Source organism: Burkholderia pyrrocinia (assembly GCF_022809715.1).
GTDB classification, from domain to species: domain Bacteria; phylum Pseudomonadota; class Gammaproteobacteria; order Burkholderiales; family Burkholderiaceae; genus Burkholderia; species Burkholderia pyrrocinia_C.
Map to the genome: position 1 here is coordinate 1,721,490 of NZ_CP094459.1, position 15,473 is coordinate 1,736,962.

The window sequence follows — 15,473 nt, forward strand, 5'->3', positions numbered from 1 at the left end:
TCGGAGCGATCAACCCGATGAGCATCACTGCAATCAACGTGCGTAACCAGTTCAAAGGCAAGGTGAAGGAGATCATTCGCGGGCCGGTGGTGTCCGAGGTCGATGTCGAGACGCCGTTCGGCATCGTCACGTCGGTGATCACGACCCGCTCGGTCGACGAGCTCGAACTGAAAGTCGGCGCGGAAGTCGTCGCGCTCGTGAAGTCGACCGAAGTATCGATCGCGCGTCTCTGAGCGCGTGCTTCCTGCGCTGGTGCGGCGCCGGCGGGCAAGCCTGCCCGTTGGCGTCGTCCGGCGTTCCCGCAGCGCGTTTGCCTCGGTATTCGGCGTCCGGACGAAGTGTTAGGATGGAACGACACCGATGCCGGAGGGCAACGCATGACCCCCATCCTTTCCCCCGAAGCCATCGAGGCGCTGAAGTGGATCGACCAGTTCGGCGAAAGCCGGCCGGTTCCTGCCGCGTTCGGCGACGTCGTCTATGCGTTGCTGAACGAGGGGCTGATCTATCAGGCGGCGGCCGACCGCGTCGACCTGACGGCCGACGGCAAATCCTTTTTGTCCGACGAATACGACTGAGCGCACGGCGCCGGCTGCACGGGCGGCCTGGCGCTGTATCGCCACGGAGCGTGCGATGGAACCGAGAGGCAGCGACCTCGGCGATTTCAGCGAGCCGTACCGCGGCTTCGAGATCGAGGTGAAGACCGAGCAGGTCTGGGACGGCGAGCATGCGCACTACCGCGTGCTGCAGGGCGACGCCGTGCGGATCGACTGGCGGCTCGTCAAGGTCGACGGGTTGCTGCTGACCGAACGGCGCGTGATCGAGCGCGTGCTCGACGAGGCGCGAAGGGCAGTCGATGCGGAGCTGGGCGAGGGCGACTAGCGCAGGCGCCGGGCAGGTACGGCCCATGTTGCGGTAAAATACTCGGTTGTTTCCGCGCCGCCTGGCTTGTTGCCCGAATTTCATGTCCGTACCGTCCTCGCTTCCTCCCCGCCGCGTATCCGTCGCGCCGATGCTCGACTGGACCGATCGCCATTGCCGGTCGTTCCACCGTACGCTGACGCGCGATACGTGGCTGTATACGGAGATGATCACGACGGGCGCGCTGCTGTTCGGCGATGCCCAGCGGCATCTCGCGTTCACGCCGAACGAATCGCCGGTCGCGCTGCAGCTTGGCGGCAGCGAACGCGACGATCTCGCGCGCGCCGCGAAGCTCGGCGAGCAGTGGGGCTACGACGAAATCAACCTGAATTGCGGATGTCCGTCCGAGCGCGTGCAGCGCGGCGCGTTCGGCGCGTGCCTGATGAACGAGCCGCAGCTCGTCGCCGACTGTGTGAAGGCGATGCGCGATGCGGTGTCGGTGCCGGTTACGGTCAAGCACCGGATCGGTGTCGACGCGGTCGAGGACTACGCGTTCGTGCGCGACTTCGTCGGCACGGTGGCCGAGGCCGGCTGCGAAACGTTCGTCGTGCATGCGCGCAACGCGATCCTGAAGGGGCTGTCGCCGAAGGAGAATCGCGAGATCCCGCCGCTGAAGTACGACTATGCGTATCAGTTGAAGCGCGATTTTCCGTCGCTGGAGATCGTCATCAACGGTGGCATCAAGACGTTGGACGAGGTTGCTCAGCATCTCGAGCATGTCGACGGCGTGATGCTCGGCCGCGAGGCGTATCACAACCCGTATGTGCTCGCGGAGGTCGATGCGCGCTTCTACGGATCGACGGGTGCGGTGCCGACGCGCGAAGAATCTGAAGCGCAACTGATCGAGTACTGCGCGGCCGAACTGAAGCGTGGGACCTATCTCGGCGCGATCGTGCGGCATGCGCTCGGGCTGTATCGCGGCGTGCCCGGCGCGCGCGGCTGGCGTCGCGTGCTGTCCGACAACAAGAAGCTCGCGCGCGGCGATCTGGCCGTGTTCGACGAGGCGCGCGCGCATCTGAACGAAGCCGAAGAATTTTTTGAAAAAAAGGCTTTGCAAGATTCAAAAGACTTCGTATAATCTTGCTTCTTCGCTGCTGAAACAAAAACAGCGAAGAGCAGAAAGCAGTATCAGTGGTGGCTGTAGCTCAGTTGGTAGAGTCCAGGATTGTGATTCCTGTCGTCGTGGGTTCGAGTCCCATCAGCCACCCCAACAAATTCAAGCAAAAAGCCCAGTTCATCGAACTGGGCTTTTTGCTTTCTAGCGTCTGTATAACCACCGTGTAACCGGTTTTCGTCAAAGCCTTTTCGACGAGGGGCTGTATAGCGTGTAAAGCACCGCTTCTTTTCGTGTCTGCGACGTCGCCGGCGCGTATCGCAAAACCGTCAACGGGCCGGGACCATATGTGCCTCGTCTTTCTTCGACGTTTCGTTGACAACACACTCACCCAATCTGCGAGCGACGCGTCGTTCTCGACTAAGGTTTGCACGCGCCGTGCCGTTATCTTTCGAGGACAGCCCTCGTGCCTCGAATGCTGATCCGTTTGCTTGCCTGCTCGCGCTGCGCGTGAGCAGGCTTTTTTCGTTTACGGCGACGGAAACCGGAAATTTGGCGGAATAGCGCAGGGATTTGGCACGAACCGACAAAGCGCAACAGTCTTGCATGCGTGTAATGTGTCGTCTTCCTCGTGCCCTCATGCCTTGCAGGGCCGTTCGATCCCGGCGACCAGTGAAGGTGTCGGGATTTTTTTTGCCTGCACGCAAATGTCCCGGCGGCGAACCGTCACGGCATGCATGTTTCAAGGAACGGTATATTTTGCGACGAGACATTCCGATCAAGAGAACAAGCAGAAGGAGTTGCCAACCGATGCCGGAAACCCGGACCACGCTTCGCGTCGCGACAGCGCACGACGCGCCCCTCATCGCTCGCCTGCACACCCTGAGTTGGCAAACCGCATACAGCCATATCCTTCCGGCGGCCTATCTGTCCGACGAGGTGCCGGCGGAACACGCGGTCCGGTGGCGGAAATATCTCGATCGCAATGAAAATGAGTGGGGCCTCGTGTTGATCGCCGAATCTGATGGCGAGCCCGTCGGCTTCGTCAGTGCCGAACGCCCGGTCGATCCGGCGCGCGGCGTGCTGCTCGACTGCCTGCACGTCCATCCTTCGCATCACGGCAGCGGTACGGGCAAACGCATGATCGAAGCCGTTCGCGCGTGGGCCCGGACGATCGGCGTGGACAAGGTCCATCTGTCGGTGCTGGAGGGCAACGTGCGCGCGATCGGCTTTTATGAGCACAACGGCTGGCAATTGGCGGGTATCGAAACGAGCCGGATCGGCCAGACGGAGGTCACCGATCGGATCTACACGATACAGGCCTAGCGGCTTGCCGCGATCCGAACGAACGGCCGCACGATATGCAGCCATTCCCGGGCGAAAACCGAACTTGCTCGTCTGTTACTCGCCGCAATATCGCACGAGCAAATCGGCCTCCGTCTCGTGCACCTCGACGGGCAGGGTCGTCGCACCTGCATAGGCAAGATAGCGTGCGCGATGCTGGCCGTTGCGGAATGACGCGACGCCGACTTTCGACAGGCCGGGGATGCCGAGCAGCGTTCGCGTTCTCGTCTCGCGAAACGTGATGAACGGCATGTCCGGAATCTTGTCCTGGTCCGGATCGAGGAATTCGCGAATACCCGCGGCTTTTCCGGGAGCCCAGTACTGGACCGACGGCAGCACATAGTCGGTGGTGTCGCGGTCGGCGCACGTCAGCAGTTTCGTCAGGTCGATCGTCACGACCTGATGTCGCGAGTCGTCGGACGGGAATACCCGCTTGAGGTGCGTATAGGCATAGGGGGCGTGCCCGGGAAGCTGGATGATCCAGACATCTACGCCATTCAGTTGTGCGCGGGCGAGCGTCATTATTTCCTCTGGTGGCGCAAGCGGTCTTCGTGGCCGGAGTTTAGCAGCGCGATTACGACAGCGGTGCAGGTCGATACCAGGAATAGGAAAACGGAACGATTCGCGGCGGAACCGGATGTACAGAAGGCGCGATTGGCAAAGCGGATGCGGTCATGTGTCGGCGGTGATATCCACAGGTCGTGGGAATATCGCGATACTTCCAGTAGAAAGCACGCGCTGCGCGCAATTCACGCATGCTTCATACGGCGTCGCGAAGCCGGACAGGCGCGGATCGTCAAAAGAACAGAGAGGACAGATTGACCGGAGAAAACCATGTCGTCGAAACTTGAAATCGAATATCTCGATTACTGTTTCACGGCGACGCTCGAAAGCAGGGAGTCCGGTCGGACGGGCGTTGTCGACCGAAAACTGGAATCCGATTCGCGAAGCAAGACACTTGCGTGGATCGTGTTCGACCGCTTTCTCGAGCGGAATGACTTCGCCGATGAAGAGGATGCGCGTGCAAATATCGTCGACTGGCTGGAGCGGCTTGCCGACCCGAGGTCCGGCGCGTCGGCCGAAATTGCGAAGGCAAACGCGGTTGCCGCCGGGGCGGCGTCAACAAGTTCATCGACTGCCGAAATCGTCGGCGAAACGGTCATTGAAATCGTCAGCGATGTCGATTGGATCGATATGGTCGCCGACTGGTTTTCCAGCAGCTCGCCGTAATGACGAAACCGGGTTTTTTCTGATGCTGGGTATTGCGTTCGTGAAACATGGTTTCACGAAAAACGGTGCGAGAAAATGAAGCCGAAATCACGGCTCTCGAAAAAATAGAATAATCCTGCTTTGACATCACTCGCGACTTACCGGAAACTGGGCCGCTTCTGAAAAACGTCCGCTTGAACTAAAACAAAATAGAACTCCAAACATGAAAAGAAGAACGCTGCCGACGGCCGGCGCGATCGTTGCCGCTGCCGGTCGCAGGTCTTGCGCTCGGACCGCGACGCCACGCGGCATGCGGACCTGCCTGACGCCGCCACCTTGTCGACAAAGGGTGAGTTGCCGCACAGACCGTCGCGCGGCCCGCGATCACAATTTGGCCGGTTGACCGTTCTTCCCCGGCCCGGTCAACTGTTTCCCCGCTCGCTCGCGCAGGAGCGGGGGCTTTTTGCCCGCCCGACGCCGGAGAGCTGCGTCGGCGGAACCGGACAGGCGTTCGGCAGGCTGCGCAATCGAACCAGGCGCCCCCCGACATCCGTTCGCCTGATCCGCACGAATCGCTTTCCTCGTGCCTGAGCGAACCCTCAGGCCCATCGCCGGTTTCGGCCAGCGATGCCTTGATCCCGGCAGCGCGCAGCAACGCTGCCGGGATGTTTTTTGCACATGACACGTAGCGTCACGTCGTACGCAGCGGGCATGTCGACCCGCTCAATCAGCCTGTTCGACGCTGGTTTCCCATCCGTCGTACTCCCCTCCGAGCGAACGCACCTCGCGATTGATCGCGATCGTGTGGCGCGTGATGTCGGCCAGCGCCATCGTGCCTTCGTGCGAAAACCGCACGGCCGACTTGCCGTCTTCCGTCGGCGCGACCGATTCGACCGGATAACCTTTCGCTTCGGCCCAGTCCGCGAACTGGTGCGCGTCGCTCGGGTCCGGGAAGTACGCCCAGTGCATCACGCGCCGGTTCACGTCGCTGGCGTCGCCTTTCTGCCGCAGCGCATCCAGCACGCGCATGTCGCGCATGATCTGCCAGTCGTCGTCGGTCGGGTAAAGGGTCTGCCAGTATGCTTCCTTGTCCGGATCGTCCTGGTGTGCGTACTGCAGCGCGTAGGTTGTCTGTTCGGCCAGCGAGTCGACGAGCTCCGCCGCCGCCTCTTCGTCGAACGGCACGTAGAAAAGGAAATCCCGGTTGCCGTCGACGGTGATGCGGCCGACCTGCACGCCGCCTTTCGCGGTGATCGTGGTGTCCAGCAGATCCTCGATCTTCGTGAGGTCGGCGAACTCGTCGCCGGTCGGCAGGCCTTCGGGCGTCGGGTGCGCGAAGGGGACGCGCACGCTGAGCAGCGACGTGCGCGGATCGCCTTCCGCGATTTCCGCAAAGCTGTGGTTGAAGCTGATGAAAGCCTGATGGTCGCCCATTCTGGCAGGGAAGGTTCCCCAGGCGTCGGTCATGTGTTTCTCCCGTACACGATTGTCTGTTGACGGTTTCAAAGCGTCCCAATGTATCATCGAAAATCGCGTTCGCCGGAGAGGCGCGCGTGATGGCAGCCTCGCGGGTAACGTATGCGAGATCCGGGGCTGCCCGTGATCCTGCGCATTTGCGTGACGGGCCGCAAAAGCGGACCGCAAAAAATTCGAAGGAGATTCCGATGTCGATGTTTGCGGTGAATGGTGTTCGAATCGATCCGCTCAGCGCGCGCGTGACGCACGTGCGCTGGGCGGCCGTGAATCCGGCCGACCGGTCGTGGGCGGCGGCACCGAGCGAGGCGCCGGTGGCGGAAGTGGCGCGCGCACTCGCGTCCGGCAACGATGTCCGCGCGATCTTCTCGGCATCGGATGCCACCGCGATCGGGCCCAGGCTGAAACGCGTGCTGTATCGCGATGCGTCTGAAGGCATCGAACTCGACATCGATGCGACGAGCGAGTCGCGCACGTTGCGGGATCTTCCGCAGATCTGACCGGAACGACGCGTGCCGGCGGTAGCGGGCGCCGTCGCATTGATTGCGGCACCCGGCCGAAAGGCCGCCCACACAACGTCGAACGCGAGGAGTAGTATCGAATAACCGTCGTACTGCATTGCCGATCGCGCCGATCGCGCCGAACGGTTTGACGAGCCGTGCGATGTGCGGCGGGCCGGTACCAAAAGCGAATGGCGCAAACGCGCACGAGACCATGTCCAGACCTGTCATCGCCCCGTTGGCATCCGCGCTTTGTCTGGCGCTCGCCGCCTGCCAGACCGCGTCCAGGCCGACGCCTGTGCAGCCGTCGCCCGAGACCGCGTCGGCGGCCGTTCCGGCGTCGTCGCCGGCAGTGCCGATCCGCGGCATCGGCCAGGCGCCTCAGCTGGCAGGGCAAAGTCACTGGGCCGTCGGTCAATGCACGACCAACGGCACCGTCAAGGTGTGCAATTGACCGGTGCCGACTGAACGGTGCCCGTTCCCTGCGAACGAAAGATTGTTGGTGCGCGGAAACGCACGACGTTCTCGACCGCAACGATTTCCCGTCGCCAATCCCTGTTTTCCGGTTCGTTCGCAGAGCCTTGATATGGCGCCCGATCTCGATGGGCCAATTGCCGTCGAAGCGAGTAAGCGAACGATGAACGACGAACGCGAAACGAACGATTCCGACCTGCACGTCGATCCCGTCGCGGGAACGGTCATCGGCCCATTGCCGGTAACGCTGGCGGTCGACAGCCGGAGCCTGAAAAGAAGGGCAATCGCGTGCGCGGTGCTGGCCGCGGCGAGCCTGTGCGGTTATGCGGCCGCCCCGACGCTCTGGCCGGTCGCGGCGCTGGCCGTGCTGCTGGCGCTGGCGGGTGTCGCCTTCTTCGTCTCGTCGCGACGCGAGATGGCGCTGCATGTCGACGAAACGGGTTTCAGGCTGATCGGCTCCGCACGCGAAAAACCCGTCACGCAATGGCGCGACGTCACCGAGTTCCGGATCATCCGCGTCGCCGGAAATCGTTACATCGGCTACCAGTTCTCGGCGCATTCGTCGCGCACCAAGATGCCGGGCGGCGTGATGCTGCCGATCGCCCGGTTTGCCGATCTTCCGCTCGACGCGGTGGCCGGGTTGCTGGAAGCATGCCGCCGGCAGTTCGGCGGGCAGGACGACCGGGCCGACCGAACGGGCTGATTGCGCCCGATGAGCGTGACCTGAGCGACCCGGCACTCAAGAAAACAAAAAAATGTCGGGCGCCGTGTCGATTTCCGCCGGGTTCGTCCGTCGTGGTATCGGAGGCGTGCGCATCGCGCGTCCGTCCCGTTTCCCGATACGACAACCGACTGAAGGAGCGACACCTATGGCCACGTCCGTCAAACCGATCCCGGAAGGGATGCGCACGCTGACGCCGCACCTGATCTGCGCCGGCGCGGTAGCAGCCATCGACTTCTACAAGCGCGCATTCGATGCGAGCGAGCAGTTTCGCCTGCCGATGCCTGACGGCAGGCTCGCGCACGCGTGCCTCGCGATTGGGGATTCGACACTGATGCTGGTGGATGAAATGCCCGAGCACGGCGCGCTCGGGCCGAAGGCGCTGAAAGGCACTGCCGTCTGCCTGCACCTGTACGTGCCGGATACCGATGCGGCGATCGCGAAGGCTGTCGCGGCCGGCGCGACGGTGACGATTCCGGCCGCCGACATGTTCTGGGGCGATCGCTATGGACAGGTCGAGGATCCGTTCGGGCATCGCTGGTCGCTCGCGACGCATCAGCGCGACCTGACGCCCGAGCAGATCGCGGAGGCGATGGCCAGCGCACCGCCGTGCGGAAGCTGACGCGGCCAGGCAACCGCGGTTGAACGACGGGGCGGCGGCAGGCGCCGCCCCGGTTCGCGCGCGGTCAGGCGCCGGCCGTCGTGCCGCGCTGCTTGTGCTCGTACATCCGGTGGTCGGCCGATGCGTGCAGGTCGGCCACCGTGCGATGGTGCGCGGGATCGCAGGCGACGTTCCCGACGCTGAACCGGATCGCGTAGCCGCGCGCGTCGGCCATATTGCGCAACGCAAGCGCTTCCGCCACGCGTTCGACCGGCTCGGCGACGTCGGCCGGTTGCATGGGTTGTCTCTTGTCCCGGCTGCAAGGCCGGTCATCGGATCGTATGCGCATGATTCGACGCGTCGCCAGGCCGCAGGTCCCGCGACGGGCGTTTTCGGCTCCGCCCGGATCGATGAAGATGCGGCGAGAAGCGTGCGCCATGGGCCAGCGTCGTATCCCGATGCGGAATCGTTTGCGCGATGCCTCAAGGTGCTCGCCGCGGTGCCGTAAACAGGACGAGTCCAATCGTTCATCGCATCCCATCGCACCATGGTTCGAATCCTGTACGCGGGGTATCTCGCGTTTGCGCTGTATCTCCTTTACCCGATGGTTCAGAACACGCTGACATTCAGCACGGATTGCGTGCGCAACGCGCTGCCCGGCGGCGCCCACGGTTTGTCGACGTCGGCGGCAAGCGGCGTGGACGGGCACGCGAACCGCTGTGTGCCGACCACGCAGGTTGGTGCCGCGACCGCGCGCTTGCCTGAAATCCATTGAGCGGGGAGGACCGTCGCGCGTATCGTTCGATGCGCGACGCGGCGTGCTGGCCATTTGGCCGAATTGATACCCGCGCCACGCTCGACGATCATCGGTAACACGGCGGATCGAATGCGACGTGTCGAGGGCCGTGCGAAAGCGCGGCGTGGTCAGTAGCTGGAGCGGTACGGCGTGCCCTGGTCGAAGCGGCTTTGCCAGTGCGTGAGGTAGCGTGACGCGAGTTGTGGATTGTTCCACACCACGACGACGTTCTCGGAATTGCGGCTGGCCGCCGACGCAGAGTAGTTGAACGAACCGGTCTCGACGTGCTCGGCGTCGATCACGAGGTACTTGTCGTGATGGATCGCATAGGCGTCGATCGTGCGCGTCGGGATGCCTGCGTTGATGAGCAGGTTCAGTGCCTGCTTGCTGCTCTTCGCGCGATTGCCCTTGTCGTCGACGACCACGGCGACATTGACGCCGCGTCGCTTGGCAGCGAGCAGCGCGCGCGTGACGGGCGGCGACGTGAACGAATACGCGGCGACGCGAATCGAGCTGCGCGCGGCGCCGATCGCTTTCAGCACGAGTGCCTCGGCGCCGCCGTCGGGCGAGAACGCCGATTCGACAACCTGTGTCGCGGGTGCTTCGTGGGTAGGCGCCGGCAGCCATCGCGACACAAGGTCGATCGCCTGCTGAAGCAGCGATTCACTTTGCGTCTTGCCGAAGGCGGCGAACGGTGTAGCGAGCAGGGAGGCGGCGAGGCAGGCAGCGGCGAGGCGATTGCGCGACAACATCTTGGACAGCGAACAATTTCGAGACAGCGGGCCGTGAGTGTAACGCAGACGCGGCGGCGCGGTCACGCGCGGATGCGGATGGATTGTCCGCGCGACGATCGCTGGCGGTGGAGGCGATGACGCAAAGTTGCGTTGCGAGGCATCTGCGTGTGCGATCAGGTCGATCGATGGATGTCGCTGACGACGGCGTGCGATTGCGCGTGCCGTTGCGGGACATCGGCGTGCAGGCAAGGCTCGCGTGCAGGTGAACGGGCTCGGTGCGGCCCGTGACGGAAGCTCGCATGCAAAGCGCGGTTCGTGCGCGTCAGGCAGTTGTGCGCATGCCGCGCGTCAATCCTCGACCGCCGGCGTCCCGGTTTCGTCGGGCGCGATCCATCCGGGCCCGGGCTCCGGCTGCACGTCGCGTGCGTCGAGCGGTTCGCCGCAGGCCGAGCACACGGTAACCGCATGTATCAACTGGCCGCAGGCACGGTGACGCAATTGCACCGGCGGCCCCTGGCCGTCGTCCTTCCAGCGGTCGCCCCACGCCATCAGCGCGAGCAGGGCCGGGTACAGGTCGAGGCCTTTTTCCGTCAGCCGGTATTCGAAGCGCGGCGGGCGCTCCTGATACGCGCGCTTGACCAGCACGCCTTCGTCGACGAGCCGCGCGAGGCGTTCGGCCAGTACATGGCGCGTGAGGCCAAGCTGTGCCTGGAATGCGTCGAAGCGGCGGCAGCCGAGGAATGCGTTGCGGAGGATCAGCATGGTCCAGCGGTCGCCGAGTACGGCGAGCGTGCGTGCGACCGAGCAGTTCAGCGTGCCGATGTCATCCCATTTCATCGTCGAGTCTCTTGCGTCTTGCGGCGGTTCAGCGAAATAGCGGGTTCGATTATAGAACCCGCCTTCGGTTGCAACGGGCGCGGCTGCGTTGACAACGGGCGGCATCGTTGTCGATAATGAGTTCCAATTTAGAACTTACTCGCGCGGCGACGCGCTTTCAACCCGGAGACAACCCGATGAATCCGCTTTCCCTGTCTGGTCTCGATCTGCTGCGTGCCGCGGTGGTGGGCGATGTGCCGCTTGCGTCGATCTCGGAGACGATCCCGATGCGTCCGCTGGACGTCGAACTCGGCTATGTGAAATTTTCGGCGCGAGCGGATGGTCGGCACCTGAATCCGCTCGGCGGCGTGCACGGCGGGTTCGCCGCGACGGTGCTCGATTCGGTCACGGGTTGCGCGGTGCATTCGATGCTCGACGCGGGTGTCGGCTACGGCACGGTCGATCTGCATGTGAAGATGCTGCGGCCCGTGCCGCGCGACGTCGACCTGATCGCGGAAGGGCGCGTGATTCACCTGTCGCGTTCGCTGGGCGTCGCGGAGGGCACGCTGAAGACGCCGGACGACAAGATCGTCGCGCATGCGTCGGCGACCTGCTTCATTCAGCGGCCTCAGTAACGAACGGCGGCAGGCGGGGCCGGCTGCGGGAGGGTGCTGCGGACGTGCGACGCAGGTTGCAAGGCCGTTGCCCGCTCATTCATGGCAGAGCCGAAGGCCGCCTGTAAGCGCACGCGGCGCACGTCTGAAGCGATCGCTTCAATGTGATAGCGTTCCTGCTTTCCACCGACGCGACAGGAACAGCATGGAATACCGCACACTCGGCGATTCGGGCATCGAGGTCAGCCTGGTCGGTCTCGGCACGATGACGTGGGGCGAACAGAATTCGGAACGCGACGCGCACGAGCAGATCGACTACGCGATCGGGCAGGGCGTGACGCTGATCGATGCCGCGGAGATGTATCCGGTGCCGCCGAAGCCCGACACGCAAGGGCGCACCGAGCAGTACATCGGCACCTGGCTCGCGCAGCATCGCGCGCAGCGCGACCGGATCGTGCTTGCCACGAAGATCGCGGGTCCGGCACGGCAGCCGCACAACCCGCGCCATATTCGTGGCGAAGGCAACCAGTTCGACCGCAAGAACCTGACCGAGGCGCTCGACGGCAGCCTCAAGCGGCTGCAGACCGACTACGTCGATCTCTACCAGCTGCACTGGCCCGATCGCAGCACGACGACGTTCGGCCGTCCCGCGTATCCGTGGGTCGACGACGCGTACACGGTGCCGATCGAGGAAACCCTCGGCGTGCTCGCGGAATTCGTGAAAGCCGGCAAGGTGCGCGCCATCGGCGTGTCGAATGAAACGCCGTGGGGTGTCGCGCAGTTCCTGCGTGCGGCCGAGAAGCTCGGGCTGCCGCGCATCGCGAGTATCCAGAATCCGTACAGCCTGCTGAACCGCACGTTCGAGAACGGGTTGTCGGAATTCACGCATCGCGACGGCGTCGGCCTGCTCGCGTATTCGCCGCTCGCATTCGGCTGGCTGTCCGGCAAGTACGAGAACGGTGCACGCCCGGCCGGCGCGCGCATCACGCTGTTCGAGCGCTTCCAGCGCTACAGCAAGCCGCAGGCCGTCGAGGCGACGTCGCGCTACGTCGCGCTCGCGAAGCGTCACGGGCTGTCGCCCGCGCAGCTCGCGCTCGCGTTCGTCAACAGCCGGCCGTTCGTGCGCAGCAACCTGGTCGGTGCGACGTCGCTCGAGCAGTTGAAGGAGAACATCGGCAGTATCGACGTGAAGCTGTCCGACGAGATCCTCGCCGAGATCGACGCACTGCACGAACAGCAGCCGAACCCGGCGCCGTAAACGGCGTGCGGCCCGCGCGGCAGCGATGCCGCGCGGGCCGCATCGGCGCGCCGTCGTCGGTTGCGTTACCGCATCTTGAGCCGCGTGCGCGCGACGAACAGCGCGGCAAGGCTCAGCAGTGCGCAGCCCATCAGGTAGAACGCCGGCGACAGCCGGTTGCCGGTCGTGCTGATCAGCCAGGTGATGACGAACGGCGCGAAGCCGCCGAACAGCGTGACGCCCGTGTTGTAGCTGACCGCGAGGCCCGTCGCGCGCGTCTGCGACGGAAACAGCTCGGCCATCAGCGCCGGCAGCGCGCCGCAGTACATCGCTTTCATCGCACCGATCCAGACCAGTGCGGCGAGCATCGTCGCGAACGACGCGTGGCGCGTGAGCCATGCGAATGTCGGCCACACGGTGACCAGCATCAGGACGGCCGCGACCGCCATCATGCGGATCCGCCCGGTGCGATCGGACAGATGGCCGACGACCGGCGTGACGAGCGTCAGCACGAAGCCGGTCGCGAGCGTCGCCGCGAAGCCCGTCGATGCGGGCAGCCCGAGCTGCTTGATCGCATAGGTCGGCATGTACAGCACCATGTAGTTGATCGCGGTCGAGATCACCAGCGCGCCGATCGACAACAGCAGCCGCAACTTCTGGTCCGCGAACAGTTCGCGCACCGGCGCTTCGGAGCGTGCCTGCGTCTTGAATTCGACGCCTTCGTCGACATAGCGGCGGATGTACAGCCCGACCGGGCCGATCGCGAGACCGAACAGGAACGGCACGCGCCAGCCCCAGCTTTCGAGTTGCGCGGTTGTCAGCGTGGACGTCAGCAGTGCGCCGAAGCCCGATGCGAGCAGCGTCGCGAGGCCCTGGCTCGCGAACTGCCAGCTCGACATGAAACCGCGCCGCTGCGGTGAGTGCTCGACGAGGAACGCGGTCGAACTCGCGAATTCGCCGCCCGCGGAAAAGCCCTGCATCAGCCGCGACAGCATGATCCCGAGCGGCGCGAGAATGCCGATCGATGCGTAGGTCGGCATCAGCGCGATCAGCAGCGTACCGGCCATCATCATCGCGATCGACAGCAGCAGCGACGCCTTGCGGCCCGCGCGGTCCGCGTACGCGCCGAGCACGAAGCCGCCGATCGGCCGGATCAGGTAGGACAGCCCGAACGTGCCGAGCGTCAGCATCAGCGACGTCGCTTCGCTCGTCGCGGGGAAGAACAGCTTGGCGATCGTCACCGCGAAGAAGCCGTAGACGATCAGGTCGAACCATTCGAGTGCGTTGCCGATCGACGCCGCGAAGATGATGCGCCGGATCTTCGCGGCGCTGGGGCGGGCGGCTTCCTGCGAGGTCAGGGTGGTCGTATTCATCGTGTGTGCAGGTCCCGAGAAAGGGGCGAAGCGCGTTACAGGGTGGCGCCGGCCGCGGCGGGCGCCGCGCGGCGAACGGGCGGCGCGTCGTCGCCGAGATCCCAGAAGAGGCCGGCCATCATCTGCAGCCCCTCGCTGACGACGCTCGCGAGCAGGTGCTCGTCGGGCGCATGCTGCGAGCACGCCGGGTACGAGTGCGGCACCCACAGCGTCGGCAGCCCGAGCGTGTCGGCGAACACTTCGTTCGGCAGCGTGCCGCCGAGATTCGGCAGGATCGCGGGCTTCTTGCCGGTGGTCCGCGCCAGCGACGCGACGGCCCAGCGGACCCACGGATCGTCCGGCGGCACGCGCGTCGCCGGTGCGCCGCGCTCGATGTCGATCTCGATGTCGCCGAAACCGTGCGCATCGAGGTGCGCGCGCAGGTGCGCATGCAGCGCTTGCCAGTCGGTGCCGACGACGAAGCGCAGCTGGCAGTGCGCATACGCGGCGGGCGGGATCGCATTGACGGGGTGCTCGGGGTTGCCGGCCTTGAACGCGAGAATCTCGAACGTGTTCCAGCCGAACACGCGCTCGGCCGCGGACAGGCCGGGCTCGCCCCAGTTGGCGTCGAGCGCCGGATCGCCGGGGCCGCCGCCGACGGAAAGGTCGGCGAGCGCGTCGCGCACGACGGCCGGGATCGGCGGCGGGCGCAGCCCCGCGACGCGAATCGCGCCGCGCGCGTCGACGAGGCTCGCGAGCGCATGCGCGAGCACGATCGCCGGATTGCGCAGCAGCCCGCCCCAGTTGCCGGAGTGGTGCGCGCCGTCGCGCGCGCGCAGGCTCAGCCTGAAGTTGACCGAGCCGCGCGAGCCGAGGAACACGGTCGGGCGCGCGGCGGCGATACGCGGGCCGTCGGACGCGATCAACACGTCGGCCGCGAGCGCGTCGTGCTCCTGGCGGCACAGCGCGTCGAGGCCCGGCGACCCCGTTTCCTCGCCCATCTCGATCAGCAGCTTCGCATTGAAGCCGAGCCGGCCGCCGCGCGCGTCGAGCACGCTCGCCAGCGCGGCCAGGTTGATCGTGTGCTGGCCCTTGTTGTCGGCGCTGCCGCGGCCGTACCAGCGGTCGCCGTCGGCCGTCAGCGTCCACGGCGACAGCGGCGCGCGCCACTGCGCGTCATAGCCGCGCACGACGTCGCCGTGACCGTAGATCAGCACGGTCGGCAGCGCGTCGTCCTCGTGGCGCGATGCGAGCAGGAACGGGCCGCCGCCGTCGACGGGATTGTCGACGATCCGCGACGTGAAGCCGAGGCGGGCGGCCTCGGGCGCGATCTCGTCGGTCAGGTACGCGCGCAGCGCGGCACCGGTGCCGCTTTCCTGGCTTTCGGTGCGCAGGCCGACGCGGCGGCTCAGGGTCGTGAAGAACGCACCGGATTCGAACTGGTTCAGCGCGTGCTGGATGGCGGCGGTACGGCTCAAGTCGGGCTCCTCTGTCGGGCTGGCGGCGTGCGCGGATCGCGCGTGCAGCGTGAAGTGCGATCGATTCTAGGAAGCCGTTTTTTTTGTCACAATGATCGAATTTCGAACCTTCATTTGCCGAAAAGGCAAAGCAGCGCGGCCGGGAACGGCGC

The 15,473-nt window shown here is 65.0% G+C and carries 20 protein-coding genes and 1 tRNA gene; 14 read left to right on the forward strand and 7 right to left on the reverse strand.

Translation table 11 applies throughout. From position 1 onward, the window contains the following. The first annotated feature begins 17 nt into the window (after nt 1–17). From MRS60_RS08065 to MRS60_RS08090, 6 genes are all read left to right on the forward strand, one after another. A complete protein-coding gene (locus MRS60_RS08065) occupies nt 18–233 on the forward strand; it encodes a TOBE domain-containing protein (protein WP_006400187.1) in 216 nt (71 codons plus the stop codon). A gap of 144 nt (nt 234–377) precedes the next feature. Next, nucleotides 378–575, forward strand: a complete 198-nt coding sequence (locus MRS60_RS08070; protein ID WP_011351863.1) for a hypothetical protein — start codon at nt 378–380, stop codon at nt 573–575. 55 nt (nt 576–630) lie between these two features. After that, nucleotides 631–879: a hypothetical protein gene (locus tag MRS60_RS08075; protein ID WP_072441576.1), complete on the forward strand. Its 249-nt coding sequence runs from the start codon at nt 631–633 to the stop codon at nt 877–879. 130 nt (nt 880–1,009) lie between these two features. Beyond that, complete coding sequence (gene dusA / locus MRS60_RS08080; protein ID WP_034184087.1) at nt 1,010–1,996, forward strand: tRNA dihydrouridine(20/20a) synthase DusA; 987 nt, start codon at nt 1,010–1,012, stop codon at nt 1,994–1,996. A 56-nt stretch (nt 1,997–2,052) separates the two neighbouring features. After that, nucleotides 2,053–2,128 (forward strand) — tRNA-His (locus MRS60_RS08085). Nucleotides 2,129–2,782: 654 nt separating this feature from the next. Continuing rightward, nucleotides 2,783–3,298: a GNAT family N-acetyltransferase gene (locus MRS60_RS08090; protein ID WP_105393096.1), complete on the forward strand. Its 516-nt coding sequence runs from the start codon at nt 2,783–2,785 to the stop codon at nt 3,296–3,298. A gap of 75 nt (nt 3,299–3,373) precedes the next feature. On the opposite strand, the gene MRS60_RS08095 is transcribed toward MRS60_RS08090, so the two are convergent. Then, nucleotides 3,374–3,838, reverse strand: coding sequence for a plasmid fertility inhibition factor family protein (locus MRS60_RS08095; protein ID WP_034184092.1), 465 nt, complete (start codon nt 3,836–3,838; stop codon nt 3,374–3,376). A 312-nt stretch (nt 3,839–4,150) separates the two neighbouring features. Between MRS60_RS08095 and MRS60_RS08100 the strand changes: the two genes are divergently transcribed. Further along, entirely contained in the window at nt 4,151–4,546 is a 396-nt protein-coding gene (locus tag MRS60_RS08100) for a hypothetical protein (RefSeq protein WP_243565559.1), read from the forward strand. A 702-nt stretch (nt 4,547–5,248) separates the two neighbouring features. Here the strand turns inward: MRS60_RS08100 and MRS60_RS08105 are convergent. Continuing rightward, entirely contained in the window at nt 5,249–5,992 is a 744-nt protein-coding gene (locus MRS60_RS08105; protein ID WP_243565560.1) for a DUF695 domain-containing protein, read from the reverse strand. A gap of 197 nt (nt 5,993–6,189) precedes the next feature. Between MRS60_RS08105 and MRS60_RS08110 the strand changes: the two genes are divergently transcribed. The 4 genes from MRS60_RS08110 to MRS60_RS08120 all read left to right on the forward strand — a co-directional run bounded on the left by MRS60_RS08110 (nt 6,190) and on the right by MRS60_RS08120 (nt 8,315). Next, nucleotides 6,190–6,498 (forward strand): phosphatidylserine/phosphatidylglycerophosphate/cardiolipin synthase, encoded by a 309-nt coding sequence (locus MRS60_RS08110; protein ID WP_034184095.1) that lies wholly within the window; start codon nt 6,190–6,192, stop codon nt 6,496–6,498. Between the two features lie 214 nt (nt 6,499–6,712). Further along, the gene (locus tag MRS60_RS35030) at nt 6,713–6,952 is read left to right on the forward strand and encodes a hypothetical protein (RefSeq protein WP_131946880.1); all 240 of its coding nucleotides are present in this window, start codon (nt 6,713–6,715) and stop codon (nt 6,950–6,952) included. A 183-nt stretch (nt 6,953–7,135) separates the two neighbouring features. Next, a complete protein-coding gene (locus tag MRS60_RS08115; protein ID WP_243565608.1) occupies nt 7,136–7,675 on the forward strand; it encodes an aspartyl-tRNA synthetase in 540 nt (179 codons plus the stop codon). A 166-nt stretch (nt 7,676–7,841) separates the two neighbouring features. Next, nucleotides 7,842–8,315, forward strand: coding sequence for a VOC family protein (locus MRS60_RS08120; protein WP_034184096.1), 474 nt, complete (start codon nt 7,842–7,844; stop codon nt 8,313–8,315). 64 nt (nt 8,316–8,379) lie between these two features. Here MRS60_RS08120 and MRS60_RS08125 read toward each other — a convergent pair whose 3' ends face one another. Next, nucleotides 8,380–8,592 carry a diguanylate cyclase domain-containing protein gene (locus MRS60_RS08125; protein WP_034184097.1) on the reverse strand — a complete coding sequence of 71 codons (213 nt, stop codon included), beginning with the start codon at nt 8,590–8,592 and terminating at the stop codon, nt 8,380–8,382. 249 nt (nt 8,593–8,841) lie between these two features. Here MRS60_RS08125 and MRS60_RS08130 point away from each other — a divergent pair, with 249 nt between their 5' ends. Continuing rightward, complete coding sequence (locus tag MRS60_RS08130; protein ID WP_034184098.1) at nt 8,842–9,069, forward strand: hypothetical protein; 228 nt, start codon at nt 8,842–8,844, stop codon at nt 9,067–9,069. A 149-nt stretch (nt 9,070–9,218) separates the two neighbouring features. Here MRS60_RS08130 and MRS60_RS08135 read toward each other — a convergent pair whose 3' ends face one another. Both MRS60_RS08135 and MRS60_RS08140 read right to left on the reverse strand, forming a co-directional pair. Continuing rightward, nucleotides 9,219–9,842: a phospholipase D family protein gene (locus tag MRS60_RS08135; RefSeq protein ID WP_105393102.1), complete on the reverse strand. Its 624-nt coding sequence runs from the start codon at nt 9,840–9,842 to the stop codon at nt 9,219–9,221. Nucleotides 9,843–10,172: 330 nt separating this feature from the next. Further along, entirely contained in the window at nt 10,173–10,661 is a 489-nt protein-coding gene (locus MRS60_RS08140) for a winged helix-turn-helix transcriptional regulator (RefSeq protein ID WP_243565562.1), read from the reverse strand. A 176-nt stretch (nt 10,662–10,837) separates the two neighbouring features. On the opposite strand from MRS60_RS08140, the gene MRS60_RS08145 reads away from it, so the two are divergent. Further along, nucleotides 10,838–11,275 carry a PaaI family thioesterase gene (locus MRS60_RS08145; protein ID WP_034184101.1) on the forward strand — a complete coding sequence of 146 codons (438 nt, stop codon included), beginning with the start codon at nt 10,838–10,840 and terminating at the stop codon, nt 11,273–11,275. Nucleotides 11,276–11,459: 184 nt separating this feature from the next. After that, nucleotides 11,460–12,512, forward strand: a complete 1,053-nt coding sequence (locus MRS60_RS08150; RefSeq protein WP_034184102.1) for an NADP(H)-dependent aldo-keto reductase — start codon at nt 11,460–11,462, stop codon at nt 12,510–12,512. Nucleotides 12,513–12,577: 65 nt separating this feature from the next. Here the strand turns inward: MRS60_RS08150 and MRS60_RS08155 are convergent, their stop codons facing one another. Together MRS60_RS08155 and MRS60_RS08160 are read right to left on the reverse strand one after the other, a co-directional pair. Then, nucleotides 12,578–13,864, reverse strand: coding sequence for an MFS transporter (locus MRS60_RS08155; protein WP_034184103.1), 1,287 nt, complete (start codon nt 13,862–13,864; stop codon nt 12,578–12,580). 35 nt (nt 13,865–13,899) lie between these two features. Continuing rightward, a complete protein-coding gene (locus MRS60_RS08160) occupies nt 13,900–15,321 on the reverse strand; it encodes a M20 family metallopeptidase (protein WP_243565563.1) in 1,422 nt (473 codons plus the stop codon). Nucleotides 15,322–15,473: the final 152 nt, after the last annotated feature.